The 23,010-nt window shown below is 49.6% G+C and carries 20 protein-coding genes and 1 pseudogene; all 21 read left to right on the forward strand.

The genetic code is table 11. The annotated features are described in order from the left end of the window. Window positions 1–72: 72 nt before the first annotated feature. Window positions 73–645: pseudogene (locus IPL17_RS09750) on the forward strand (M20/M25/M40 family metallo-hydrolase); the annotation flags it as partial. A 101-nt stretch (window positions 646–746) separates the two neighbouring features. After that, the gene (locus tag IPL17_RS09755; protein ID WP_345306933.1) at window positions 747–1,034 is read left to right on the forward strand and encodes a M20/M25/M40 family metallo-hydrolase; all 288 of its coding nucleotides are present in this window, start codon (window positions 747–749) and stop codon (window positions 1,032–1,034) included. 214 nt (window positions 1,035–1,248) lie between these two features. Next, a complete protein-coding gene (locus tag IPL17_RS09760; RefSeq protein WP_345306896.1) occupies window positions 1,249–2,556 on the forward strand; it encodes an MFS transporter in 1,308 nt (435 codons plus the stop codon). Window positions 2,557–2,560: 4 nt separating this feature from the next. Then, on the forward strand, window positions 2,561–4,501 hold the full coding sequence (locus IPL17_RS09765; RefSeq protein WP_345306897.1) for a beta-L-arabinofuranosidase domain-containing protein: 1,941 nt from the start codon (window positions 2,561–2,563) through the stop codon (window positions 4,499–4,501). Window positions 4,502–4,512: 11 nt separating this feature from the next. After that, entirely contained in the window at window positions 4,513–5,547 is a 1,035-nt protein-coding gene (locus IPL17_RS09770) for a DUF2804 domain-containing protein (RefSeq protein WP_345306898.1), read from the forward strand. 4 nt (window positions 5,548–5,551) lie between these two features. After that, on the forward strand, window positions 5,552–7,348 hold the full coding sequence (locus IPL17_RS09775; RefSeq protein WP_345306899.1) for a sugar-binding domain-containing protein: 1,797 nt from the start codon (window positions 5,552–5,554) through the stop codon (window positions 7,346–7,348). 136 nt (window positions 7,349–7,484) lie between these two features. Next, window positions 7,485–7,826 (forward strand): hydrogenase maturation nickel metallochaperone HypA, encoded by a 342-nt coding sequence (hypA, locus tag IPL17_RS09780; protein WP_345306900.1) that lies wholly within the window; start codon window positions 7,485–7,487, stop codon window positions 7,824–7,826. A gap of 71 nt (window positions 7,827–7,897) precedes the next feature. Next, window positions 7,898–8,557, forward strand: a complete 660-nt coding sequence (gene hypB, locus IPL17_RS09785; protein ID WP_345306901.1) for a hydrogenase nickel incorporation protein HypB — start codon at window positions 7,898–7,900, stop codon at window positions 8,555–8,557. 6 nt (window positions 8,558–8,563) lie between these two features. Continuing rightward, window positions 8,564–10,876 (forward strand): carbamoyltransferase HypF, encoded by a 2,313-nt coding sequence (gene hypF, locus IPL17_RS09790; RefSeq protein WP_345306902.1) that lies wholly within the window; start codon window positions 8,564–8,566, stop codon window positions 10,874–10,876. Window position 10,877: 1 nt separating this feature from the next. After that, entirely contained in the window at window positions 10,878–11,132 is a 255-nt protein-coding gene (locus tag IPL17_RS09795) for a HypC/HybG/HupF family hydrogenase formation chaperone (RefSeq protein ID WP_345306903.1), read from the forward strand. Then, the gene (gene hypD, locus IPL17_RS09800) at window positions 11,129–12,211 is read left to right on the forward strand and encodes a hydrogenase formation protein HypD (protein ID WP_345306904.1); all 1,083 of its coding nucleotides are present in this window, start codon (window positions 11,129–11,131) and stop codon (window positions 12,209–12,211) included. Before IPL17_RS09795 ends, hypD begins: the two co-directional genes overlap by 4 nt. Window positions 12,212–12,226: 15 nt before the next feature. Continuing rightward, window positions 12,227–13,288 carry a hydrogenase expression/formation protein HypE gene (gene hypE / locus IPL17_RS09805; RefSeq protein ID WP_345306905.1) on the forward strand — a complete coding sequence of 354 codons (1,062 nt, stop codon included), beginning with the start codon at window positions 12,227–12,229 and terminating at the stop codon, window positions 13,286–13,288. Window positions 13,289–13,492: 204 nt separating this feature from the next. Next, a complete protein-coding gene (locus IPL17_RS09810) occupies window positions 13,493–14,593 on the forward strand; it encodes a DUF2270 domain-containing protein (RefSeq protein WP_345306906.1) in 1,101 nt (366 codons plus the stop codon). Window positions 14,594–14,811: 218 nt separating this feature from the next. Next, window positions 14,812–16,191, forward strand: coding sequence for an 8-oxoguanine deaminase (locus IPL17_RS09815; protein WP_345306907.1), 1,380 nt, complete (start codon window positions 14,812–14,814; stop codon window positions 16,189–16,191). Between the two features lie 81 nt (window positions 16,192–16,272). Next, window positions 16,273–16,578 (forward strand): hypothetical protein, encoded by a 306-nt coding sequence (locus tag IPL17_RS09820; RefSeq protein ID WP_345306908.1) that lies wholly within the window; start codon window positions 16,273–16,275, stop codon window positions 16,576–16,578. Window positions 16,579–16,594: 16 nt separating this feature from the next. Beyond that, a complete protein-coding gene (gene ade / locus IPL17_RS09825; RefSeq protein ID WP_345306909.1) occupies window positions 16,595–18,385 on the forward strand; it encodes an adenine deaminase in 1,791 nt (596 codons plus the stop codon). A 6-nt stretch (window positions 18,386–18,391) separates the two neighbouring features. Beyond that, window positions 18,392–19,105: a GntR family transcriptional regulator gene (locus tag IPL17_RS09830; protein ID WP_345306910.1), complete on the forward strand. Its 714-nt coding sequence runs from the start codon at window positions 18,392–18,394 to the stop codon at window positions 19,103–19,105. An 86-nt stretch (window positions 19,106–19,191) separates the two neighbouring features. Next, window positions 19,192–20,394, forward strand: a complete 1,203-nt coding sequence (locus IPL17_RS09835; RefSeq protein WP_345306911.1) for a YgeY family selenium metabolism-linked hydrolase — start codon at window positions 19,192–19,194, stop codon at window positions 20,392–20,394. Continuing rightward, window positions 20,394–20,918, forward strand: a complete 525-nt coding sequence (locus tag IPL17_RS09840) for a histidine phosphatase family protein (RefSeq protein WP_345306912.1) — start codon at window positions 20,394–20,396, stop codon at window positions 20,916–20,918. The genes IPL17_RS09835 and IPL17_RS09840 overlap by 1 nt, the downstream gene beginning before the upstream one ends. 47 nt (window positions 20,919–20,965) lie before the next feature. Then, window positions 20,966–21,955 (forward strand): ornithine carbamoyltransferase, encoded by a 990-nt coding sequence (locus tag IPL17_RS09845; protein WP_345306913.1) that lies wholly within the window; start codon window positions 20,966–20,968, stop codon window positions 21,953–21,955. 49 nt (window positions 21,956–22,004) lie between these two features. After that, entirely contained in the window at window positions 22,005–22,958 is a 954-nt protein-coding gene (gene arcC, locus IPL17_RS09850) for a carbamate kinase (protein WP_345306914.1), read from the forward strand. Window positions 22,959–23,010 lie beyond the last annotated feature (52 nt).

Below are 23,010 nucleotides of genomic sequence, written 5' to 3' on the forward strand. Positions count from 1 at the left end.
GGATATGATGAGGTGATCATTGATTCCATGGGAAATATTGTAGGGAGAATTGGCAATGGCGAAAAGGCTATCATGTTTGACTCCCATGTGGATACGGTCGAGGTAAATGATGAGGAAAAATGGGATATTCCGCCGTTCAGCGGTGCGATCCGAAATGGATGTTTGCATGGCAGAGGCTCTGTTGACATGAAATCTGGCATAGCCGCCTCGATCTATGCTGGTTCGATCGCAAAGAAGGCGGGACTTGCTTCTGGCAAGTCCATTTACGTTTCCTGCGGCGTTTTTGAGGAAGATTGCGACGGGGAAAATTTGAAACACTTATTCAAGGAACTTGAATTCAAACCAAATTATGTGATCATCTGTGAGCCTTCCAATAATAAAATTACGCTCGGACATAAAGGGAAGGCGCAAGTATCCATTAAAACACTTGGCGTTTCGGCTCATGGATCGGCTCCCGAAAAAGGGATCAATGCGATTTATGAAATGGCTGAGATCATTCAGCGGGTCGAAAAGACGAACATCGAACTTATGAAAAAAGCGGGACCAAAAAGAACCTTGGTTATGTCTAGAATTTCCAGCGTTAGCGCATCTCTGAACGCTGTACCTTCGGAGTGTGAAGTCTATCTGGATAGAAGAATGGTTCCAGGCGAATCTGAAGAAGCCATCAGACAGGAAATGGATAAACTCGTGGAAGGCAAAAACGCAACTTGGGAAGTGGGAACGCTATACAGAAAAGTTGGACTGGAATGGATATCAAGTATGAACCATTCCATCTGGCGTGGAAAATTGATCTGGATCACGAACTCACAAAAGCTTGTATTGCAGCGTATTCCGAAAATTTTGGAAAAGAACCGACCGAGTTTGACTTTTGGGATTTCAGTACCAATGCCGTTACCCCGGTCAGTATGGGAATACCCACAATTGGGTTTGGACCGGGAGAATATAAACTGGCTCACATGCGTAATGAAAGCTGCGATGTTGATCAAATTGTTGAGGCATGCGGCTTTTATACAGGAATTATCTACAAGATATAGGCCATCAGCTATATCTTGTAGATCTCGAAGCTGCTGTCCTGATTCGGATTAGCGTGCCGACCATTCCTTTTATGCCGTAAAATTGAAGTATGAACATCAGACTTGGCGATTATGGATGGCCACTCGTCATCTGGTGAATGGCGATCAACTTCACCTTGGCGATTTGCCGAAACCCGAAGGCCGATCTATTGTTTGATCTCTATAAAAGGACTCCATGCCAACTTCATCCTCACGTCTTTCCTCACGCACCTGGTTCGTCATGTTCGCCCTTGCCCTCACGGGGCAGATCGCCTGGGCTGTCGAAAATTCCTGGTTCAACACATTCGTTTACGACACCATCACGCCCGATCCGCGGCCCGTGGCGTGGATGGTGGCTGGCAGCGCCATTACCGCCACATTGACCACGCTCTTTATGGGCACACTCAGTGACCGCACCCGCTCACGTTGGGGACGAAGGCGTCCGTTTATTTTGGTGGGCTACATCTTATGGGGACTTTCCACTGTTTTATTCCCAACGGTGGCTTATATCCAAACGACCAGCATTGCCATCATCATGGTCGTCGTCGCAGACTCGATCATGACCTTCTTCGGCTCCACTGCCAACGACGCAGCCTTCAGTGCATGGACAACCGACATCGCCACCACCGAAACCCGTGGACGAGTGGAAGGCGTACTCAACCTGAGCGTCTTCCTCGCGCAAATCGTCGCGATGGTCGCGGCAGGGATGTTGATCGACAGCCTTGGCTATTTCACATTTTTCTATTTACTGGGTGGCATCGTCATCGTCGTTGGCGTTGTCGCTGGCAGTATGCTTCAAGATGTAAAACTCCCCGCCGAGAGCGAAGTGCCGAAGCGTTCCTTCCTTTCCGAGTTCGCTGAACTTTTCGACATCAACACCTTGAAAGAAAATCGCGAACTGTTCATCATTCTCATCTTCATCATGCTGAGCAGCATTGGTATGCAAGTCTCATTGCCCTATCTCATCATCTACCTTGAAAATTATATCGGCGTCACAAAAACCGAATTCAGCATCATCGGCGGCGCGGTCATGTTGGGCAGCGCGGTCTTTGCCATTCCCTTCGGCTTGCTCGCAGACAAATGGAACAAGCGCAACATGATTTTCTTCGCCACCATCGTCAGCAGCCTCGGCGGCATTTTGCTTTCGCTTGTAAAGAGCCTGCCCCTGCTCGCGCTCACAGGGTTGCTCTGGCAGGCATTCTCCGTTGCGATGGGCATCGCGTCTGTGGCTTGGCTCAAAGATTTACTCCCCGAACAAAATCGCGGCAAGTTCCTCGGCATCCGCATGATCTTCTGGATTGCCATTCCAATGGTCATCGGCCCGTGGCTCGGCTCAACGCTGATTCAGAACTTCGGCGCGCCGACCACTCTCAACGGTCAAGCTGGTTTTGTGCCAGCTCCGATCATCTTTCAAGTTGGTTCGGTCATTAGCCTGCTCGCGCTCATCCCGCTCTTTTTTATCAACGATCACAAGGGCGGATCGCGATCCGCCCCAACAAAATAAGATTATGAAAACAAAAATCACATCTGGTTTCTGGCACGACCGTCTTGAGGTCAACGCCCAGCGCGCGATCTTTCATCAATGGGAGCAGCTTGAGGCTTCGGGATGTATCGAAAATTTCCGCATTGCAGCAGGGGATGTGGATGGCTTCCGCGAAGGCTGGTTCTTCGCTGATTCAGATGCCTACAAATGGCTGGATGCAGCCTCCCGAATCTACGCCTCTTTTCCCACGCCCGAACTTGCTTCCGTTATGGACGCATTCATTACGCTGGTAGCACGAGCCCAACTCCCCGACGGTTATATCTTCACCTACAATCAGATCCACTTCCCAAATGACCGCTGGAAGAATCTACAGATCGAACATGAACTTTATTGCCACGGACATTTGATCGAAGCAGGTGTCTCGCACTACGAAGCCACCACCCGCACAGATATGCTCACGATTGCCCGCCGTGCCGCAGACCGCATCGTGGAAGATTTTCTTGGCAAAGGCACAGACCATACTCCAGGTCACGAAGAGATCGAGATTGCATTGCTGCGTTTGTATAAGGTTACAGATCATCAACCGTATCTCGAAATGGCTCGTCAATTCATCGAGCAGCGCGGACGTAATCCACTGTTTGCACTTTCGCTCATTCGCCAGAACTCCAGCGTAGATCAACGCCGTAATTTTATTAAACAGAAAAAGCAGGAATATCTTTCCGCGCATCCAGAATTCAAGCCTTTCCAACTCCCGCCTGACAACGCATCAAAACAACCGCGTTATTCGAGATTGCGCTGGCAGATCAACGCCTTGAGCGGAAAATACTTTCAGCAGCACACTCCCATCCGCAAGCAGACTGTGCCAGTTGGGCACTCTGTCCGCTTTGCATATCTTGAAACAGCCGTTGCCATGCTCGCCCGTGAAAATGGTGACAAGACTCTCGTCCGCGCATTGGAGCAGGTATGGGAAAGCATGGTCACGCGCCGCATGTACGTCACTGGCGGAATTGGCTCAGTGCCTGGCTCTGAAGGCTTCGGCAACGACTACGAACTTGACCCCGAATACGCCTACGCTGAAACCTGTGCCGCCCTTGCCAGCCTGTTCTGGAATTGGGAAATGGCGCAACTCACGAACCAAGCCAAATATAGTGATCTGTTCGAATGGCAGCTTTATAACGCCGCTGCCGTTGGCATGGGATTGGATGGCACCAGTTATCTTTACAACAATCCGCTTACTTGCCGTGGCGGAGTCACGCGCAAGCCGTGGTATTCTGTCCCCTGCTGCCCATCCAACCTCTCGCGCACATGGGCAGGCTTGGGAAAATATATTTACTCGTCCAAACAAGATGAGATCTTTATTCATCAATACATCAGCAGTGAATATGACGATGAATTAGCCAAAATAGATATCCGCTCCGAATTGCCGTGGGCAGGAAAAGTGAAGATCACAGTTGACCCTTCCGTTCCATCCGAATTCACCTTGAACCTTCGCCTGCCTTCATGGTGTGATGTCGAGGCAACTCGTGTTTCTTGTAACGGGGAATTCTTTACCGTTTCACCTCCGCCTCAGCAAAACGAGATCACAGCTTCGGGCTACGATCCACGCGAAGGCAGATGGTTGAACCTCAAACGGATTTGGAATTCTGGTGATATCGTTGAATTGAACTTTGACATGCCAATTCAATTGCGTCGAACTCATCCTAAAGTCAAAGGGCATCAAGGCAAAGTCGCCATCACTCGCGGACCGTTGGTCTACTGTCTCGAAAGTGTAGACAATCCCGATGCGAATATTTTCAATGCCGCGATAGATAAAGCTTCCCTAGATTCTGTATTTGACCGAATTACATTAGGTGGAATTACCAAAATCATTGGGCAGGCAAAAACAGGACGTCCGCTCACTTTTATCCCCTATCATCTGTGGGGCAATCGTGGCAAGTCTACGATGACGGTGTGGGTCAACGAATAAAAGGAGACATCATGCAAACTGAGTTAACTCAAGCAGGTCCACTGCTGCAACCGAACGGACAGCTTTCTCAAATCGGCTGGGCGCGCCAACCCATTCTTGATTGCAACCTTGAGGCCGCTCGCTTTTACGCCCTCACACCCTTGCAGCGCTTCCGTATCAAACGCTGGGATTATTACGCCGTGTTCACGCCCAAGCGTTTCTTTTCCGCCACCATCGCCGATCTCGGGTACGCAGGCAATCTCTTTGTCTACACCATGGATTTTGAAACTGGCGAACTGCACGAAGAAGGGATCGTTGTTCCATTTGGAAAAGGTGTGACGCTGCCGCGCAACTCCACTGAAGGGAATAGTCACTTTGAAGACGCCCGCCTCAAACTGGACTTTAGCCTGTTCGCTGACCATCGGCATTTATCTGTCTCATGGCCTTCCTTCCACGATGGGCGAGGGCTTCGATTCGAGATTGATTTGCAAACTTCGTCAGAACATGAGTCAATGAATATTGTCATTCCCATTGGACAGAAACGTTTCTACTACAATCGCAAGATCAACTGTCTGCCTGCTGACGGGATAATCAAATATGGCGATATCACAATACCGCTCAATCCCAAAAACTGCCTTGGTTCGCTGGATTGGGGACGCGGTGTATGGGAATATCAATCCTTCTGGAATTGGGCAAGCGCTTCTGGCTTCCTTCCCGATGGCCGCACGATTGGATTGAATATGGGCAAAGGCTTTGGTGATCTCTCCAAGGCTGATGAAAATGCTCTCATCCTGAACAATCGCATTCACAAACTTGAACAGGTCAAATTCGATTACACCTCAGGCGATTACATGAAACCCTGGAAATTCACCGACGCCGAGAACCGCCTCGACCTGACCTTCACTCCCTTCAAAGACCGTCTGGCAGAGACCAACCTTGGGATCATCACGAGCAAAGTCCACCAGATGTTTGGCCGCTACAACGGCTTTGTGGTCACAGACGAAGGCGAAAGGATAGATGTCAGAGACCTGATCGGTTTTGCAGAAGAACATCACGCTAAATGGTAAATCAATGAAAACTCCCTGGACGCCTGCTACACCGATTCCCTTGCCCGAATATCCGCGTCCGCAAATGACTCGGCCTGATTGGGTCAACCTCAATGGGTTCTGGGATTACGCTATTCTGCCCAAAGAAAACTCTGCGCCAGAAACTTTTGACGGAAAAATTCTTGTCCCTTACTGTGTTGAATCAGAACTCTCTGGCGTGCAGAAACCGCTGTTGCCGAGTCAACGCTTATGGTATCGGCGTACCTTTCCCCTCTCCCTTAGGGAGAGGGGTCCCGAAGGCGGGGTGAGGGTTTTACTTCACTTCGGAGCAGTGGATGATGAGTGTATTGTCTGGGTGAATGGCAAACACATTGGTGAACACTGCGGCGGTTACCTTCCCTTTACGTTCGATATCTCAGATTTTCTGGTCGATGGCGAGAACGAATTAATTGTCTCTGTTTGGGATCCAACCGATACTGGCTTGCAACAACGGGGAAAGCAAGTACTGAATCCCAAAGGGATTTGGTACACGCCTGTCTCAGGGATTTGGCAAACGGTCTGGCTGGAGGTTGTGCCTGAGGTGAGTATCGAATCGCTGAAACTCACGCCTGACTTGGATTCTGAAACGCTATCAGTGGAGGTCAAAGTTCGGGGCGAGGGGAATGGTCTCAGTGTGGTGGCAGAGATAAGCAGCAGCGGAGAAAAAATCTCCTCGGTCAGCGGGCAGGTGATGGGACGGTTAAGCGGCGAGATTCTAAATCCACATGCATGGACTCCTGATGATCCGCATTTGTATGATCTGAAAGTCCAATTGATTCGTGATGGTCAAGTTGTGGATGAGGTGGGAAGTTATTTCGCAATGCGTAAGTTTGGTCTGGTGAAAGATGCAAAAGGTCATCAGCGATTTGCGTTGAACGATCAACTGTTGTTTTTGTATGGCCCGCTCGATCAAGGATATTTTCCCGATGGGTTGTATACGCCGCCATCCGAAGAAGCGATGTTGTTTGATATTGAATACACAAAGCGGATCGGCTGCAACATGATCCGCAAGCATATTAAGGTGGAGCCGCTGCGCTGGTATTATGCCTGTGACAGATTGGGGATGATCGTCTGGCAGGATATGCCGAACGGCGGTTTGATCGATGGGGAAGTGGTTGCTCCGCTTGCCTTGCTGATTGGCTTTCATCGCAACGACACACGCCGCTTGAGCCGCTTCGGGCGCGATGATGCAGATAATCGCGAACGCTATCGAAGCGAATTAAAAGACATGATCTATCATTTGCATAACGCGGTCTGCATTGCGGTGTGGGTTCCGTTCAACGAAAGCTGGGGGCAGTTTCAATCTGCGGATGTGGCGGAGTGGGTCAAAGGGTATGACCCGACCCGTTTGGTGGATCATGCTTCGGGATGGTTCGACCAGGGCGGCGGGGATTTTCAAAGTAAACATGTGTATTTCAAGAAAATAAGGCGACCCAGGCCTGACCAGCGTGCTTTTGTCGTTTCAGAATTTGGCGGATACAGTTTGAAGATGGCTGGCCATCTTTGGGATGAGAATAAAAAATTTGGATATCGCTATTATGAGACCCCCGAAGCATTGACAGGCGCTTATATAACTTTGCTGGAAGAAGAACTTAAACCGCTACTAGCACAGGGACTTGCTGCGGCGATTTATACTCAAACGACAGATGTGGAAATCGAGATCAATGGTTTTCTAACTTATGATCGTAAAGTGCAGAAGATGGATTCGGAAAGTCTCAAACGGATCCATGCTGAGTTGATTAATGGCGTAGTGGATCATGCTACAAAATTAGTGGAGAAATAACAAACTATGGAATCTTTCACCGGATTTATCCCCCAAATAGAAATATTGTTGCGGGGAGCCTCGCTCAAATTCGTTTTTTTTAGCCAGAAAAGCTTTACAACCATTGGCAAAGAACAATGGCCCTTTAGAAAATAACATGCATGAACTTTCGATCACGCAATCTATTCTTGATATTTCACTTAAACATGCCGAAGCAGCTAATGCTGCACGCATTGTAAACATCCATCTGGTCATTGGTAAATTTTCCAGTGTCGTGGATGACTCGGTTCAGTTCTATTGGGACATGATCGCCGATGGTACGATTGCCAAAGGTGCACTTCTGCACTTTACAAGAGTCCCTGCGGAGTTGACCTGCCGTGATTGCGGATTTGTGTTCGAGCCAGATGATACGACCTTCGAGTGCCCGCACTGTCTCAGCCCGCGGGTGAAAATCAGCAAAGGCGAGGAATTAAGAGTCGAAAGTATTGATGTTGAATAAAATAAAGATCGGTTGTGCGGTACACTTTTAACACTATAATTCATCTGCGTAGAAAATATTTTGGAGGTAGCATGGCGAAGAATATTCCCATTGTTGAGAACATCTTAAATGCAAATGATCATCTCGCGCAAGAGAATCGCGCGCGGATTGATTCTGCGGGTGTATTCTCCATCAACATCATGGCGTCACCCGGCGCGGGTAAAACATCGCTCATCGAGCAGACCCTGTCGCGCCTGAAAGATAAGCTTCGCATCGCCACGGTTGACGGTGATATTGCCACATCCATAGACTCTGATCGAGCGGCGGCGGCAGGCGCGCTTGCTTCAGTGCAGATCAATACCGGGGGCGATTGTCATCTCGACGCGGTCATGCTGCGCGGTGCGCTGGATCAACTCACCCTGAGTCAGTTCGACCTGCTCATTGTTGAAAATGTCGGTAACCTTGTTTGTCCCGCCAGTTTTAAACTCGGTACCCACAAATCCGTATTGATCGCATCCATTCCTGAAGGTGATGATAAACCTTATAAATATCCGGGTATGTACCGCGGCGTGGATGTTCTGATCATTAATAAAATTGATCTGCTGCCTTATGTCAACTTCAGGATGGATTATTTCGAGCGCGGCGTCGAAGCGCTTAATCCTGGCGTCACCACCTTCCCGCTTTCCTGCCGCACGGGGGAGGGGATGGATGCTTGGGTGGATTGGCTAATCCAAAACGTACAACCCACTTAACAGCCGATGCAGCGTGCGCGGATTCATATCACAGGAATTGTGCAGGGAGTCGGATTTCGACCCTTTGTATATAACCTTGCCGTGCGCTTGAAATTGACTGGCTGGGTAAAGAATACTTCCGCAGGCGTAGATATTGAAGTGGATGGCGAAAAAAATATTCTGGATGATTTTATTCAATCCTTGCATGATGAAGCTCCGCCGCTTTCCCATATTGACACGCTGTCCGCTTCCTTCCTTCCTGAAAATGGATTCAGCGCCTTTGAGATCATCCACTCTGAAAGCTTGGATGGCGCATTCCAGCCGATCTCGCCGGATGTCGCGATATGTGATGACTGTCTGCGTGAACTCTTTGACCCGCATGACCGCCGCTTTCATTACCCGTTTATCAACTGCACGAATTGTGGTCCGCGCTTTACGATCATCAAGGATATTCCATATGACAGACCGAAGACGACGATGTCGGGATTTGACTTGTGTCCCGATTGTGCACGCGAATATCAAAACCCACTGGATCGAAGATTTCACGCCCAGCCGCTGGCTTGCGCGGTGTGTGGGCCAAAGGTCACGTTTGAACGTTTGAATATGGGGGCATTGGCGAATTCAGAGGATGCGATTTCTGCAACCCGCAGCGCTTTGTCAAATGGTGAAATTGTTGCCATTAAAGGTCTGGGCGGATTTCACCTTGCCTGTGATGCGACCAACGCGGCTGCCGTCAAAGAACTACGTCAACGCAAACTGCGCGTAGATAAGCCCTTTGCGTTGATGATGCCAAATATTGAAGTGATAATGCAGCATTGTTTTGTAAGCGCTGATGAACGCGAATTATTGCTCTCCTCTGCACGCCCGATCGTTTTGCTGAAACGAAAGCCCGAATCAAATATTGTGGAAGATGTATCTCCGAAGCTGGATTGGCTTGGTGTGATGCTGCCTTATACGCCGCTGCATTACCTGCTATTCTTTAACGCGCTTCATTCTTCATCAACCCTGCTTGCTCCTTTGGTGATGACCAGCGGTAATCTTTCTGAGGAACCGATTGCCGTGGATAACGACGATGCGCGTGAAAAACTCGCGAAGCTTGCCGATGCGTTCCTGATGCATGATCGTGATATTCACATCCGCTGTGATGATTCGGTGGTGCGGGTTTTTGATGATTCTGATGGATCTGAAACTCCCGACCATAAATTGACATATCCCATCCGCCGTTCGAGAGGCTACTCTCCCTTCCCGGTGAAATTGACCAAAGGGACGCCCCAGCTGCTCGCTGTGGGTTCCGAATTGAAGAATACATTTTGTATTACGAACGGTGACTACGCATTCCTGAGCCACCATATTGGTGATATGGAAAACTATGAAACGCTGAGATCGTTTGAACAGGGAGTGGAATATTTTGAGAAGCTGTTCCGAGTGCAACCTGTTGCAATTGCGCATGACCTGCACCCAAATTATTTGGCGACTCGATATGCAATCGAACGCGCTGAAAGGGAAGACCTGCCTTTAATTCCAGTTCAACATCACCACGCGCATATCGCCGCCTGCATGGTCGAACGTGAACTGGACGAGCCTGTCATTGGCGTTGCCTTTGATGGAACCGGATATGGCGAGGATGGCGCGATATGGGGCGGAGAATTCATGATCGCAGATTATAAAAACTATCAACGCGCGGCACATCTTGAATATTTCCCGTTGCCCGGCGGTGATGCGGCGATTCGAAAACCCGCGCGCGCGGCTCTGGCTTTACTGTGGAGTTTGGGCTTGGCATGGGATGATGATCTTGCACCTGTGAAGGAATTTTCAGCACAGGAACTGACTGTACTGCATAACCAATTGCAAAAAAAGATCAACACCCCGCAAACATCCAGCATGGGGCGGTTGTTTGATGCCGTGTCTGCGCTGGCAGGGGGCAGACAAACTGTCAATTACGAAGGGCAGGCCGCAGTTGAGTTCGAAGCGTTGGCGGATTCTTCCCAGGAGAGCTATCCTTTTTCGATTGAAAGGAATTGCATACAAGTCAAGGATGTGCTTGCGGCGATCATCCAGGATGTGCGGATGGAAATTCCCAAGTCGCAAATCTCAGCGCGTTTCCATAATGGTCTCGCAGAGTCCGTATTAAATGTAGTAAAAAAAATAAGCAGAGAGTCGGATTTGCAATCTGTTGTGTTATCAGGTGGAGTGTGGCAGAATGTTACTCTGTTACGCAAAACATTAGCTCCATTACGAAAAAATGGTTTCAGGGTGTATATTCATCGGGAGGTCCCAACCAATGATGGCGGACTCTCCCTTGGACAGGCTGCCATCGCCGCTGCCAGATTGAGAGGATAATATGTGTTTAGGTGTGCCCGGTAAGATCATTGATATTTATCAAAAAGGCGGGTTGAAAATGGCCAAGGTGGATTTTGGTGGAGTCTTTCGCGAAGCCTGTCTGGATTATGTAGAAGCCAAAGTAGATGATTACTGTTTGATCCATGTCGGATTTGCAATCAGTATCTTAAGCGAATCCGAAGCCATGGAGACACTTGATCTGTTAAAGCAGATCGGCGAATTTGAAGAACAATTGGGGACAGAGACACAGACATGAAGTATGTCACTGAATACCGCGATGCCGCGCTTGTAAAAAATGTCATCGAGGAAATTCACCGCACGGTCACCCGCCCGTGGACTTTGATGGAGATCTGCGGCGGGCAGACTCACGCGATCGTCCGTCATGGTATTGACCAGCTCCTGCCGCATCAAATCGAACTGGTGCATGGTCCCGGTTGCCCGGTCTGCGTCACACCATTGGAGTTGATCGATAAAGCCTTGGAGATCGCCTCACGCCCTGATGTGATCTTTTGTTCATATGGCGACATGCTGCGCGTCCCGGGCTCGAAGCGTGATCTATTCTCGATCAAGGCGCAGGGCGGTGATGTGCGCGTGGTGTATTCTCCGCTGGACGCGGTGACACTGGCACAGCAAAACCCCGCGAAACAGGTCGTCTTTTTCGCGATCGGATTTGAAACCACCGCGCCGCCCAATGTGACGAGCGTTTTACAGGCACAGCGGCTTGGGTTGAAAAATTTCTCTATTCTGGTTTCGCATGTGCGAGTGCCGCCGGCGATTAGCGCGATCTTGGGTTCGCCGCATAACCGTGTGCAGGGATTTTTACTTGCGGGTCATGTCTGTTCGATCATGGGCTATTGGGAATATCCACCGCTGGTGGAGAAGTATAAGATTCCGATGGTCGTGACCGGCTTTGAACCGCTTGATGTCGCGCAGGGAATTTTGACCACTGTGCAATTGCTGGAGGCAGGCAAGGCGGAAGTCGCCAATGCTTATCAACGCGCTGTAACTCTGGAGGGCTTGAAGCCCGCCCAGGATGCGATCAACAAAGTATTCATGGAGTGTGACCGCAAATGGCGCGGTATCGGAGAGATTCCCATGAGCGGGTGGGGGCTGCGGCCCGAATTTGATGAGTTCAACGCGGAGAAGCGCTTTGACGTGGACGCGATTCAAGCGGAAGAATCCCCGCTCTGTATCGCGGGTCAAATTTTACAAGGATTGAAAAAACCGCATGATTGCTCCGCGTTTGGGAAGCAATGCACACCGGACAATCCGCTTGGTGCAACGATGGTTTCTTCTGAAGGCGCGTGCGCGGCGTATTACAGGTACAGGGAATAGTTTTTACGAGGTGATATGACAGACGAAACCATCAATATCGAAGGTGCGGTATGCGCTCCACAGCTGCCGCATACTGAGCAGATCGTTATGGGACACGGCGCAGGTGGGCGGATGAGTCACCAGTTGATCCAGAAAATGTTCATGCCTGCGTTTCAAAATTCTGCATTGCAAGCCGGCGACGATGCGGCGTTGGTTATGCCTGAACATGGACGATTATCCATCAGCACCGATGCGCATGTTGTCTTCCCGTTATTTTTTCCTGGCGGCGATATTGGCAGGCTGGCAATTTGTGGCACGGTCAATGATGTAGCCATGCTGGGCGCGAAGCCGCTTTACATCACTGCTGGATTCATTCTCGAAGAGGGCCTGTCGATGGATACACTTAAACGTGTGATCGAATCGATGCGGGCGGCGGCGGAAGAAGCGGGAGTGCAAATAGTGGCTGGGGATACCAAAGTTGTACAGCGCGGCAAAGCCGACGGGTTATATGTCACTACGGCCGGAGTGGGTGTTGTACGGGAAGGCATCAATATCAGCGGAGCGAATGCCAAAGCCGGCGATGCAGTCATCCTGTCTGGTTCGATCGGTGATCATGGGATCGCAGTCCTCGGGGCGCGCGGTGAACTGGGATTCGAATCCGCAATTCAAAGCGATGTTGCCCCGCTAAATCATTTGATCGATGCAATGCTCCAAGTCAGTAATAACATTCATGTCCTGCGCGATCCGACCCGCGGTGGACTGGCTACAACGTTAAATGAAATTGCCGCCCAATCGAAAATCGGGATAATTTTAAATGAACAGGCCATCTCTGTTCACCCCGAGGTCAATGCGGCCTGCGAAATGCTTGGGTTTGACCCGCTGTATGTCGCAAATGAAGGAAAGCTTATCGCCATTGTTGCCAAAGAAGACGCTGAAAAAGTCCTTGCAGTCATGCAGCAAGCTCGCTATGGTGAAGATTCAGTTATCATTGGCGAGGTGCAAGAAAATTTAAAGGGGCGTGTGTTACTCAAGACCGCTTATGGCACCACACGTGTCATTGACATGCTGGCAGGTGAAATGCTGCCGAGGATTTGTTAGAGGGGCATTGATTATTTAACCATGCCGCTCTCGTAATCATCTTTTGAATATTAATAGTATCTTGCTATGTGTATCTTGATGATGATCAATATTGTTTCTTAAAGGTTTATTCTCCATGACCAGGGCTGTCCTGATAAAACAGGAAAGCTTTTGCGGTATGCAAACTCAACACATCCTGTAATATCCAGACAACGAGAATCTAAAATGACCGTCAAATCTGCTGCTAAAAAAAAGACCGTTAAGGCAAAGGTATCCACAAAACCGAAAGAGAATCCAAAACAGGATGAACCGGAAGAGTCTGTCTGGACGTATCGCGGTTACCACCTAAAAACAAGCGAATTCACTACGGCGATGGTGCACTTCTTCCGTGCTGAGATCCAACGCGCCAATGTTTGGCGTCAGCGCTTGGATACCACTACGAACTGGGCGGTTGTTGTCACCGGCGCGACACTCTCAATCGCCTTTGGCCAATCGAATGTTCATCATTCCCTTATTCTCATAAATACATTGCTTGTTTTATGGTTTTTGTTTATCGAAGCGCGGCGTTATCGTTATTATGAATTATGGAGCTATCGGGTGCGTTTAATGGAAACGGATTTTTACGCTGCCATGCTTGTTCCGCCATTCCACCCTTCGCCAGAATGGGCGGAAAATCTTGCCGAAAGCTTACTTACACCCAGCTTCCCCATTTCAGTTTGGGAGGCATTTGGACGCCGTCTGCGTAGAAATTATTATTGGATATTTCTGATCCTGTGCGCTTCCTGGGTGGCCAAGATATGGTTGTTCCCGGCTTCGCCCGCGAATATGGACGAGTTCCTGACCCGTGCCGCGGTCGGTCCATTACCCGGGCAGATCATGATCATACTGGGTTTGGTGTTTTACACCTTTCTAACTCTTGTTGCAGTTGGTACGATCAATATGATGCGTGCTTCAGGTGAGGTGCTTCCACGATTTGGAGATGAGGCCGCGACTTCTCAACCTCCGGACCATGAAAAACTGAAAGGGATTCGCGCAATCCTTGCCCCCCGCCAGCGCCGTCGCCAATTACTTGCATTGATCATTACTGGTAATGCGGAAGCAGTTTCAAATCGGATCTTATCTGATCTAAAGCGCGGCGTCACTGCCATTGATGGCAAAGGCATGTACACAGGCGCTGATCGAACTGTTCTCATGTGCGCCTTAACCGTCACAGAAGTGCATAACTTGAAAACTGCCGTAGCGAAAGAAGACCCTCAAGCTTTTGTGATCGTATCCCCTGCGCAGGAGATTCTTGGGCGAGGCTTCAATCCGCTTGAGGAAAAATAACGGGAATCTCTCGATTTGAATCCAGTTACTTGGAAGCGCAAGATGGCATGACCGATATCTTATTTTCCACTTCCTATTTGTTTTTGCATTCAACTTTCCCACGCAATGTTTTAAACTTTCAAACTCTAATTGACATCCGCCCTCTTTTTTGCTACACTTGAAGTTGTCAGACAACTAGACTAATCGCTACAAGCTAACCGCTAAGGCAAAAGGCTACCATGACAACTCTCCTCGTAAAAAATGCACATATAGTTACCATGGACGACCATCAACGGGAGATCCCCGAGGGTGGTCTTTTTATTCGGCGTGGTCTCATCCAAGAGGTCGGACCAATGAGCGAGCTTCCGGACACTGCCGATGAAGTCCTTGACCTCAAAGGGCATGTTGTATTTCCCGGGTTGGTCAATACTCATCATCATTTTTACCAGACCCTTACACGCGCGGTGCCTGCCGCACAGGATGCAAACCTTTTTAACTGGCTCAAAACTTTATACCCCATTTGGGCGCGGCTAAACCCGGATGATATTTTTACTTCGACTCAGACCGCATTGGCAGAACTCGCCCTTTCGGGATGTACCACCGCATCAGATCATCTCTACCTTTTTCCGAACGGATCAAAACTTGACGATGAAATTGCCGCGGCCTCCGAGATCGGGATGCGCCTGCAGGCGTCCCGCGGTTCCATGAGTCTCGGCGAATCCAAAGGCGGCCTGCCGCCCGATTCTGTGGTGGATACCGAAGATAATATCCTGAAGGATTCGCAGCGCCTCATTGAAAAATATCATGATGCCAAAACTGGTGCGATGACTCAGATTGTGCTTGCGCCGTGTTCACCATTCAGCGTCACTGGCGACTTGATGAAACAATCTGCCAAACTGGCGCGTGAATATGGTGTGCATTTACATACCCATCTAGCCGAAACTGAAGACGAAGAAGAGTTCTGCATTGAGAAATTTGGCCATCGCCCGGTTGGTTACATGCAATCAGTCGATTGGATCGGTGATGATGTATGGTTCGCTCACGCTGTTTGGGTCAATCACGAAGAGATCAGGCTGTTTGCAAAACATCAATGCGGTGTGGCACATTGCCCAACCTCCAATATGCGGCTTGCTTCTGGGATCGCGCCGGTCAAGAAATATCTTCAGGCTGGCGTGAATGTTGGCCTTGGCGTGGATGGCTCTGCTTCAAATGATGGATCACATCTTTTGGCTGAAGTTCGTAATGCCATGTTAGTGTCACGCGTTAATGACGGCATGACCGGATTTTCGCTTTCGAATGATCCGAGTCGCAAATTGATGACCGCGCGCGAAGCGCTCTACCTTGGCACACGTGGAGGGGCGGCGGTATTGGGACGCAAAGATATCGGCAGTTTACAAGCAGGCAAATGTGCTGACTTTTTTGCCGTCAATCTAAATCGGATCGGTTACGCAGGTATGCACGATCCCGTCGCTGCGGTTATTTTTGGTCAGCCCATTAATGTAGATTACACAGTTGTCAATGGAAAATTCGTTGTGAAAGAAGGTCAACTGGTTACCGTGGACGAACGTAACCTGGTCGAAAAACATAATAAAGCTGCGAAAAGATTACTGTACGGTTAACCGGTGATGAGAATCATGGATCAGGCAACGTCCGGATAGTCAGCATAACGCCGTATCTATAAAAAAGGATGAATATAGACTATGAACGAAATCCTGGTTTCAATTATTTTCGGTTGGCCGTTTGTCGCCCTCTCCATATTTGTTTCTGTGATCGGAATTGTTTTTGAGAGAGCCGGGCTTGTCTTGATCGGAGCTGTGCTTATCATTCCATTTTGTTATCATCTAAGTGGCTCCAGCATATTCAGTGTGTTTTCCCTGCTTCTGCCTGTTTTTCAGGCAGGGTCAGCTTGGGCTGTAAAAGAAGAGAATGAAACCTGGTCATGGCTGTTGTTGATGCCTACGGTCTCGGTCATTGGCTGGCTGGTTGTTGTCGGGTTGATATCTTGATCCTTAAGAGAGATTTATGTCGTCTTCCACAAAACTAACTCGTTCGCTTGTAGATGTCGCCATGGGACGCGCACATGCCGACCTTGTTATCCGCGCCGGTAAATGGGTCAGCGTGCAATCAGGTGAGATCATTCCAAAAACTGATATTGCCATTGTGGATGGTCATATTGCATATGTGGGTCCGGATGCGAGTCATTCCATTGGCGATAATACAAAGGTCATTGATGCGAATGGACGCTTCCTTGTGCCTGGTTTGCTGGATGCGCACATGCATGTTGAATCGGGCATGGTCACGGTGACCGAATTTGTGCGCGCTGTGGTGGTGCGCGGCACGACCGGCATCTTCGTTGACCCGCATGAGATCGCAAATATCTTTGGCCTCAAAGGCGTCAAGTTGATGGTGGATGAAGCGCAAAAACAGCCGATCCATGTCTGGGTGCAAATGCCTTCCTGCGTGCCCTCCTCGCCGGGTTTTGAGACTCCGGGCGCTTCCCTGGGTCCGAAGGAAGTGGCAGAGGCGATGCAGTGGAAAGGCATCATCGGGTTGGGTGAGATGATGAATTTTCCCGGTGTGTTCCACGGTGACAAAAAATTACTTGATGAAATGTCTGCCACTCATGCGGCAGGGAAAACCATTGGTGGTCATTATGCATCACCCGACCTTGGTCTGCCATTCCATGGATATGTCGCAGGCGGCGCGGAGGATGATCACGAAGGCACGCGGATAGAAGATGCAGTGGCGCGTGTACGGCAGGGGATGAAAGCCATGCTGAGATACGGTTCTGCCTGGCATGATGTGGCGGTTGGCATAAAAGCCATCACCGAAAAGAAAATGGATTCGCGCCGGTTTATCCTATGCACTGACGACTCTCATGCCGCGACACTCTCTGAAGATGGTCACATGGATCGTGTTCTGCGCCATGCAATTTCTGAAGGCCTTGATCCGATGACGGCCATTCAAATGATGACGATCAATTCAGCGGAGCATTTTGGGCTCACCAAAGAAATGGGTATGATCGCCCCTGGCCGCTGGGCAGATGTGCTGATTGTCAATGATCTGAAGAATTTCAAAGTGGATACTGTGGTCGCTAAAGGAAGGGTCGTTGCGGAAAAAGGGAAACTGCTGATCGATCTGCCTCCACAAAAATATCCAAAGTGGGCGACCAGCTCTGTGCATTTGAAGCGGATGCTCAAGGCGCAGGATTTCATCCTTAAGACAAGAGCAGTCAACGGGGCGGAAGTTGAGGCGCATGTGATCGGTGTGATCGAGAATCAAGCGCCGACTCGTCATTTGAGGATGAATGTCACTGCTCAAAACGGCGAAGTCAGAGCTGATCTTAAGCGTGACCTCGCAAAGATAGCGATTGTGGAACGTCATCGCGCAACAGGTAAGGTCACGGTTGGTTTGGTAAATGGTTTCGAATTTACCAGAAAATGCGCGATCGCTTCAACGGTTGTGCATGACAGCCATCAAATGATCGTGGTCGGCACCGATGATGAGAGCATGGCGGTTGCCGCCAATGAACTTGTAAAATGCGGTGGCGGTCAGATCGTGGTGATGGATGGTCAGGTGATCGGATTGGTGGATCTTCCGATCGCTGGCTTGATGTCGAATGAACACGCGGATATCGTCGCGAAGAAGGCAGCCACAGTGTTGGAGGGATTCAAAATGTGCGGAAGTGAACTGAATAACCCGAACATGCAATTAAGTTTGCTTGGTTTGGTGGTAATCCCTGAACTGCGCATTTCAGACAAAGGGCTTGTGGATGTAACAAATTTTGATTTTATTTCAGTATTGGATGATTGAGGCAATATGTCAAATTTCCCATTTCACCGTTTGCAAACCGACCTTGCCGCTTTGATTGCGCGTACGCCTGCAGGACAGCGCTTATTATCTGAACCCGAGCTTGCGAAAGAGCTGGGCGTTTCACGCGCCACGCTTCGCGAAGCAATGCGCTCGTTTGAAACGCAGGGTCTGATTCGCCGCCGTCAGGGTTCGGGCACGTTTGTGGTTGGTAAATCTCCCGCGCTTGATAGCGGCCTTGAAGTACTTGAAAGCCTTGAGACAATGGCAAAACGCCTCGGCTTTGAAGTTTCAGTCACTAAATTAAATGTTGAGATGGTTTTGGCTGATGAAGATCTTGCCGCCGCCTTGGATGTTCCTGTGGGCACGCGTTTGACGCGGGTGCAGCGTGTCGTCAATACCGACAGCCGCCCGGTTGCTTATTTGGTTGATATATTGCCAGAGAACTCGATGCATGTTGAAGATCTGCCCGCAAATTTTCACGGTTCTGTGCTCGATTTTTTACAGGCTCGCGGCGATTCTCTGGCATCGTCCCGCGCGAATGTTAGCGCAATTGGCGCGACGGCAGAAGTCGCTAAGGCGCTTGAAATTCAGCGCGGCGATGTCTTATTGCATTTTTATTCGCAATTGTTCGATGGCGAAGGCAAGGTGGTGGATTATTCCTTAAGCTACTTTATTCCGGGATATTTCCATTTTCATATTGTGCGGCGTGTGGGAAGCTAAAAAATCGTTAAAAAGTTTGCAAGTTTTTAGGTTGAAACATTCAAACCTGTAAACTTGAAAACCTGTAATCTAATAAGGAGAAAATCATGACAGACAAAATTCAAGAAATTCAAAAGCGTGTGGAATCATCCCGTGACGACATCATCAAGTTCATGCGTGAGATATGCGCCATTCCGTCCATGGAATCGCAGATCGGTCCTGTGGGTGAGCGCATTCAAGCCGAGATGAAAAAACTTGGCTATGATGAAGTGCGGTTTGACAAGATGGGCAACACCATTGGTCGTATTGGCAATGGCAAGAAAGTGATCGTGTTCGATTCACACATTGACACGGTCGGCGTGGGTGACCCGAGTGAATGGGAATGGGATCCGTTTATCGGAAAAGTGGAAGACGGTATTCTCTACGCGCGCGGAGCCTGTGATGAAAAGAACAGTACACCGGGCATGGTCTATGGCCTGGCCATTGCGCGTGACCTGGGTCTGTTGGATGGCTGGACCGCTTATTACTTCGGTAATATGGAAGAATGGTGTGACGGCATCGCCCCCAATACATTCGTGGAAGTTGACCCAAATATCAAACCAGATTTTGTCGTGATCGGTGAGCCGACCAAGATGAATGTGTATCGTGGTCATAAAGGCCGCCTTGAAATGAAGGTCACGGCCAAAGGCAAGTCCGCACATGCCGCGAGCAATCACCTTGGCGATAATGCGATCTATAAATTACTGCCTGTTATCACTGGTATTAGAGACCTTGAACCTAAACTTGGCGACCATGAATTCTTGGGGCATGGCAAGATCACGGTCAGCGATATGAAGGTGCAAACTCCTTCCATCAATGCTGTGCCCGATGAGGCCATCATTTATATAGACCGCCGCATGACCTTTGGCGAAACAAAGGAACAGGTCAAGAAACAGGTCGAGGATCTGATCCCCGCTGAATTCAAGGATACGGTCAAAGTGGAAGAACTCTTTTACGATGAGCCTTCCTATACTGGTTTCGTTTTCCCTGTTGATAAATATTTCCCAGCCTGGGCTTTGGATGAAAAACATCCGCTCGTAACTGCGGGCCAGCTGGCACGGACAACCATTGGTTTGACCGATGCCCCCAGCAGCAAGTGGAGTTTCTCCACGAACGGCATTTACTGGGCTGGTAAAGCGGGTATTCCCTCCATTGGGTTCGGCCCCGGTGACGAAGAGACAGCACACACAGTCAGAGATTCCGTCTCTTTGGCAGATATGGTCAAGGCGACAGAGTTCTACGCGATCCTTCCGAGTCTCATTGCAGGTTAATGAAGATACTCGAAATTCGCCGCCACTCGATCCGCTCTGCCATGAGCGACCACCTGAATCAAACAGGCATAACGCTTGCGCGTTTGGTCGGACAGAATATCGGTCCGTTTGACCGTGTGGTGACTTCCACGCTTCCGCGCGCATTTGAGACTGCCATTGCGATGGGCTTTGCCGTGGATGAGCAAAACGAATTGATGAACACTTACGGACGCGATGTGGAGATGGAAGCTCCATGGCCTCAGCCTTTTGTAAATTACGCTGAGATCATAACAAAGAAAGGTGCTGCCTCCAGATACGCGCAAAAATTGGTTCGATATTATCAAAGCGTGCTGGAAGTGATCTCTGAAAGCAGATCAGCGCTGGTCATTAATCACGGCGGCGTGGTCGAACTGGGTGTTGTGGGTTGCCTACCTCATGTTGATTTTTCCACCTGGGGCGATGCTGTTAGTTACTGCGAAGGTGCAAGATTGTATTGGGAAGACGGCAGTTTTATAAAAGGCGAAGCATTAAGAGTGAATCAATAAATTATGAAGTGAGCAATTACTTCAGAAAAAAACAAGGAGACTATATTATGCAAACAAATTTTCGCGGTCGTGATTTCATCGGCGACCTTGACTTCACCAAAGAGGAAGTCGAAACTGTTCTGGAAGTAGCCTGGGACTTGAAACGCAAGCGTGCGCTTGGCGAACCGCATCCTTATTTACGCGATAAGGTGCTCGCGATGTTGTTCTTCTTCTCATCCACCCGCACACGCGGATCGTTCGAAGCGGGCATGGCGCAGTTGGGCGGTCATGGAGCCTTCATTGACAGCAACACCACCCAGATCTCACACGGCGATACCCCCGTGGAAATTGGCGAGATCTTTGGGCGTTACTTCGATGGCATTGCGATCCGCCATTGTGATTATGGTGATGGCAATAAATATTTGAACGCCGTTGCCAAATCCAGCCGCACGCCTGTCTTGAATATGCAATGCGACATTTATCATCCCTTCCAGTGTCTTGCTGACCTGATGACCATCATGGAAAAGAAAGGCAAAGATCTGCGCAAGAAGAAGATCGTTGTTTCCTGGGCGTATGCTGCATCCTATCTCAAGCCGATCTCCGTTCCCCAATCCCTGATCCTCCAAATGCCGCGCTTTGGCATGGACGTGACTCTTGCCTATCCGCCCGAGTTCCCACTCATGCCCGAGATCGTGGAACAGGCAAAAGAGCAGGCAAAGATCGCAGGCACCAATTTTGAGATCATTGATACCAAAGATGGCATGACCGAAGCCTGCAAGGATGCGGATGTGATCTACGCCAAGTCCTGGGGTCCGCTTTTGACCACGACTGATAAAGTTGAAGGCAAGAAATTACAAGATATGTACAAGAACTGGCTGATGGATGATGCGAAACTTAAAGTCGCCAAGCCCGGCGCGATCTATATGCACCCATTGCCTGCCGATCGTGATGTTGAAGTCACCAGCAGCGTGCTGGATGGTCCGCAGTCCGTGGTATTTGATGAAGCAGAAAACCGCCTGCACGCGCAGAAAGCCGTGATGGCCTTGACGATGGCCTAAAAGAGTAGGGGCGGGTTACCCCGCCCCTATATCATAAGGAGATTTATTAATGACCAATAAACTTGCCGTAATCGCCATCGGTGGTAATTCGCTGATTATTGATGAAAAGAATGTCACTGTTGAAAGCCAATACAAAGCCGCCAAGGAAACAGCCCTGCATATCGCGGATATGATCGAGCAGGGCTGGGAAGTTGCCATTGGTCATGGTAATGGTCCGCAGGTTGGCTTCATCTTGCGGCGCTCCGAGATCGCTGCCCGCGTTGAAGGGATGCACGAAGTTCCGCTTGATGTGTGCGGTGCGGATAGCCAGGGTGCGATCGGGTATGCGCTTCAGCAGAACCTGCAAAATATCCTTTATCAACGCGGAATCAAGAAAAAGGTGGTCACCATCATTACGCAGACTCTGGTTGACAAGGCCGACCCCGCCTTTCAAAAACCAGCCAAGCCGATTGGCGGATTCATGACCAAAGAAGAAGCGGAGCGCCGCCAGCGTGAGCAAGGCTGGAGCGTGGTCGAGGATGCAGGTCGCGGCTGGAGGCGGGTGGTTGCTTCTCCATTGCCGAAGGAAATTGTTGAGCTTGAAACTGTTGAGACTCTTCTTGAGAAGGGCATCGTCACCATCACAGTCGGCGGCGGTGGTATTCCAGTTGTCGACCCTGGTGATGGGAACTATGAAGGCATCGCCGCGGTAGTGGACAAAGACTACGCCTCATCATTATTAGCTCAAAAAATAAATGCGGACCTGTTTGTCATCTCAACGGCGATTGAAAAAGTTGCCGTCAACTTTGGCAAGCCCGAGCAAAAATGGCTGGATAGGATCTCACTTGCCGAAGCCAAGGCGTATCTGGCTGAAGGTATCCATTTTGCCAAAGGTTCCATGGCACCCAAGATCCAGGCAGTTATCTGGTATCTTGAAAATGGCGGCAAGGAAGCGCTTATCACCAATCCTGAAAATATTGGCCGTGCCCTGAAGGGTGAGACAGGTACTTGGATCGTTGCATAGTTTTGATGAAAAAATGGGCTGAACGGCTGAACAAAATAAAATTTACATCACG

This window comes from Candidatus Villigracilis saccharophilus (assembly GCF_016711665.1).

What these genes read in the sequence shown, in the direction of transcription:
- IPL17_RS09755 (WP_345306933.1), top strand. Translation starts at nt 747, where the DNA reads ATGGATATCAAGTATGAACCATTCCATCTGGCGTGGAAAATTGATCTG.
- IPL17_RS09760 (WP_345306896.1), top strand. Translation starts at nt 1,249, where the DNA reads ATGCCAACTTCATCCTCACGTCTTTCCTCACGCACCTGGTTCGTCATG.
- IPL17_RS09765 (WP_345306897.1), top strand. Translation starts at nt 2,561, where the DNA reads ATGAAAACAAAAATCACATCTGGTTTCTGGCACGACCGTCTTGAGGTC.
- IPL17_RS09770 (WP_345306898.1), top strand. Translation starts at nt 4,513, where the DNA reads ATGCAAACTGAGTTAACTCAAGCAGGTCCACTGCTGCAACCGAACGGA.
- IPL17_RS09775 (WP_345306899.1), top strand. Translation starts at nt 5,552, where the DNA reads ATGAAAACTCCCTGGACGCCTGCTACACCGATTCCCTTGCCCGAATAT.
- hypA (WP_345306900.1), top strand. Translation starts at nt 7,485, where the DNA reads ATGCATGAACTTTCGATCACGCAATCTATTCTTGATATTTCACTTAAA.
- hypB (WP_345306901.1), top strand. Translation starts at nt 7,898, where the DNA reads ATGGCGAAGAATATTCCCATTGTTGAGAACATCTTAAATGCAAATGAT.
- hypF (WP_345306902.1), top strand. Translation starts at nt 8,564, where the DNA reads ATGCAGCGTGCGCGGATTCATATCACAGGAATTGTGCAGGGAGTCGGA.
- IPL17_RS09795 (WP_345306903.1), top strand. Translation starts at nt 10,878, where the DNA reads ATGTGTTTAGGTGTGCCCGGTAAGATCATTGATATTTATCAAAAAGGC.
- hypD (WP_345306904.1), top strand. Translation starts at nt 11,129, where the DNA reads ATGAAGTATGTCACTGAATACCGCGATGCCGCGCTTGTAAAAAATGTC.
- hypE (WP_345306905.1), top strand. Translation starts at nt 12,227, where the DNA reads ATGACAGACGAAACCATCAATATCGAAGGTGCGGTATGCGCTCCACAG.
- IPL17_RS09810 (WP_345306906.1), top strand. Translation starts at nt 13,493, where the DNA reads ATGACCGTCAAATCTGCTGCTAAAAAAAAGACCGTTAAGGCAAAGGTA.
- IPL17_RS09815 (WP_345306907.1), top strand. Translation starts at nt 14,812, where the DNA reads ATGACAACTCTCCTCGTAAAAAATGCACATATAGTTACCATGGACGAC.
- IPL17_RS09820 (WP_345306908.1), top strand. Translation starts at nt 16,273, where the DNA reads ATGAACGAAATCCTGGTTTCAATTATTTTCGGTTGGCCGTTTGTCGCC.
- ade (WP_345306909.1), top strand. Translation starts at nt 16,595, where the DNA reads ATGTCGTCTTCCACAAAACTAACTCGTTCGCTTGTAGATGTCGCCATG.
- IPL17_RS09830 (WP_345306910.1), top strand. Translation starts at nt 18,392, where the DNA reads ATGTCAAATTTCCCATTTCACCGTTTGCAAACCGACCTTGCCGCTTTG.
- IPL17_RS09835 (WP_345306911.1), top strand. Translation starts at nt 19,192, where the DNA reads ATGACAGACAAAATTCAAGAAATTCAAAAGCGTGTGGAATCATCCCGT.
- IPL17_RS09840 (WP_345306912.1), top strand. Translation starts at nt 20,394, where the DNA reads ATGAAGATACTCGAAATTCGCCGCCACTCGATCCGCTCTGCCATGAGC.
- IPL17_RS09845 (WP_345306913.1), top strand. Translation starts at nt 20,966, where the DNA reads ATGCAAACAAATTTTCGCGGTCGTGATTTCATCGGCGACCTTGACTTC.
- arcC (WP_345306914.1), top strand. Translation starts at nt 22,005, where the DNA reads ATGACCAATAAACTTGCCGTAATCGCCATCGGTGGTAATTCGCTGATT.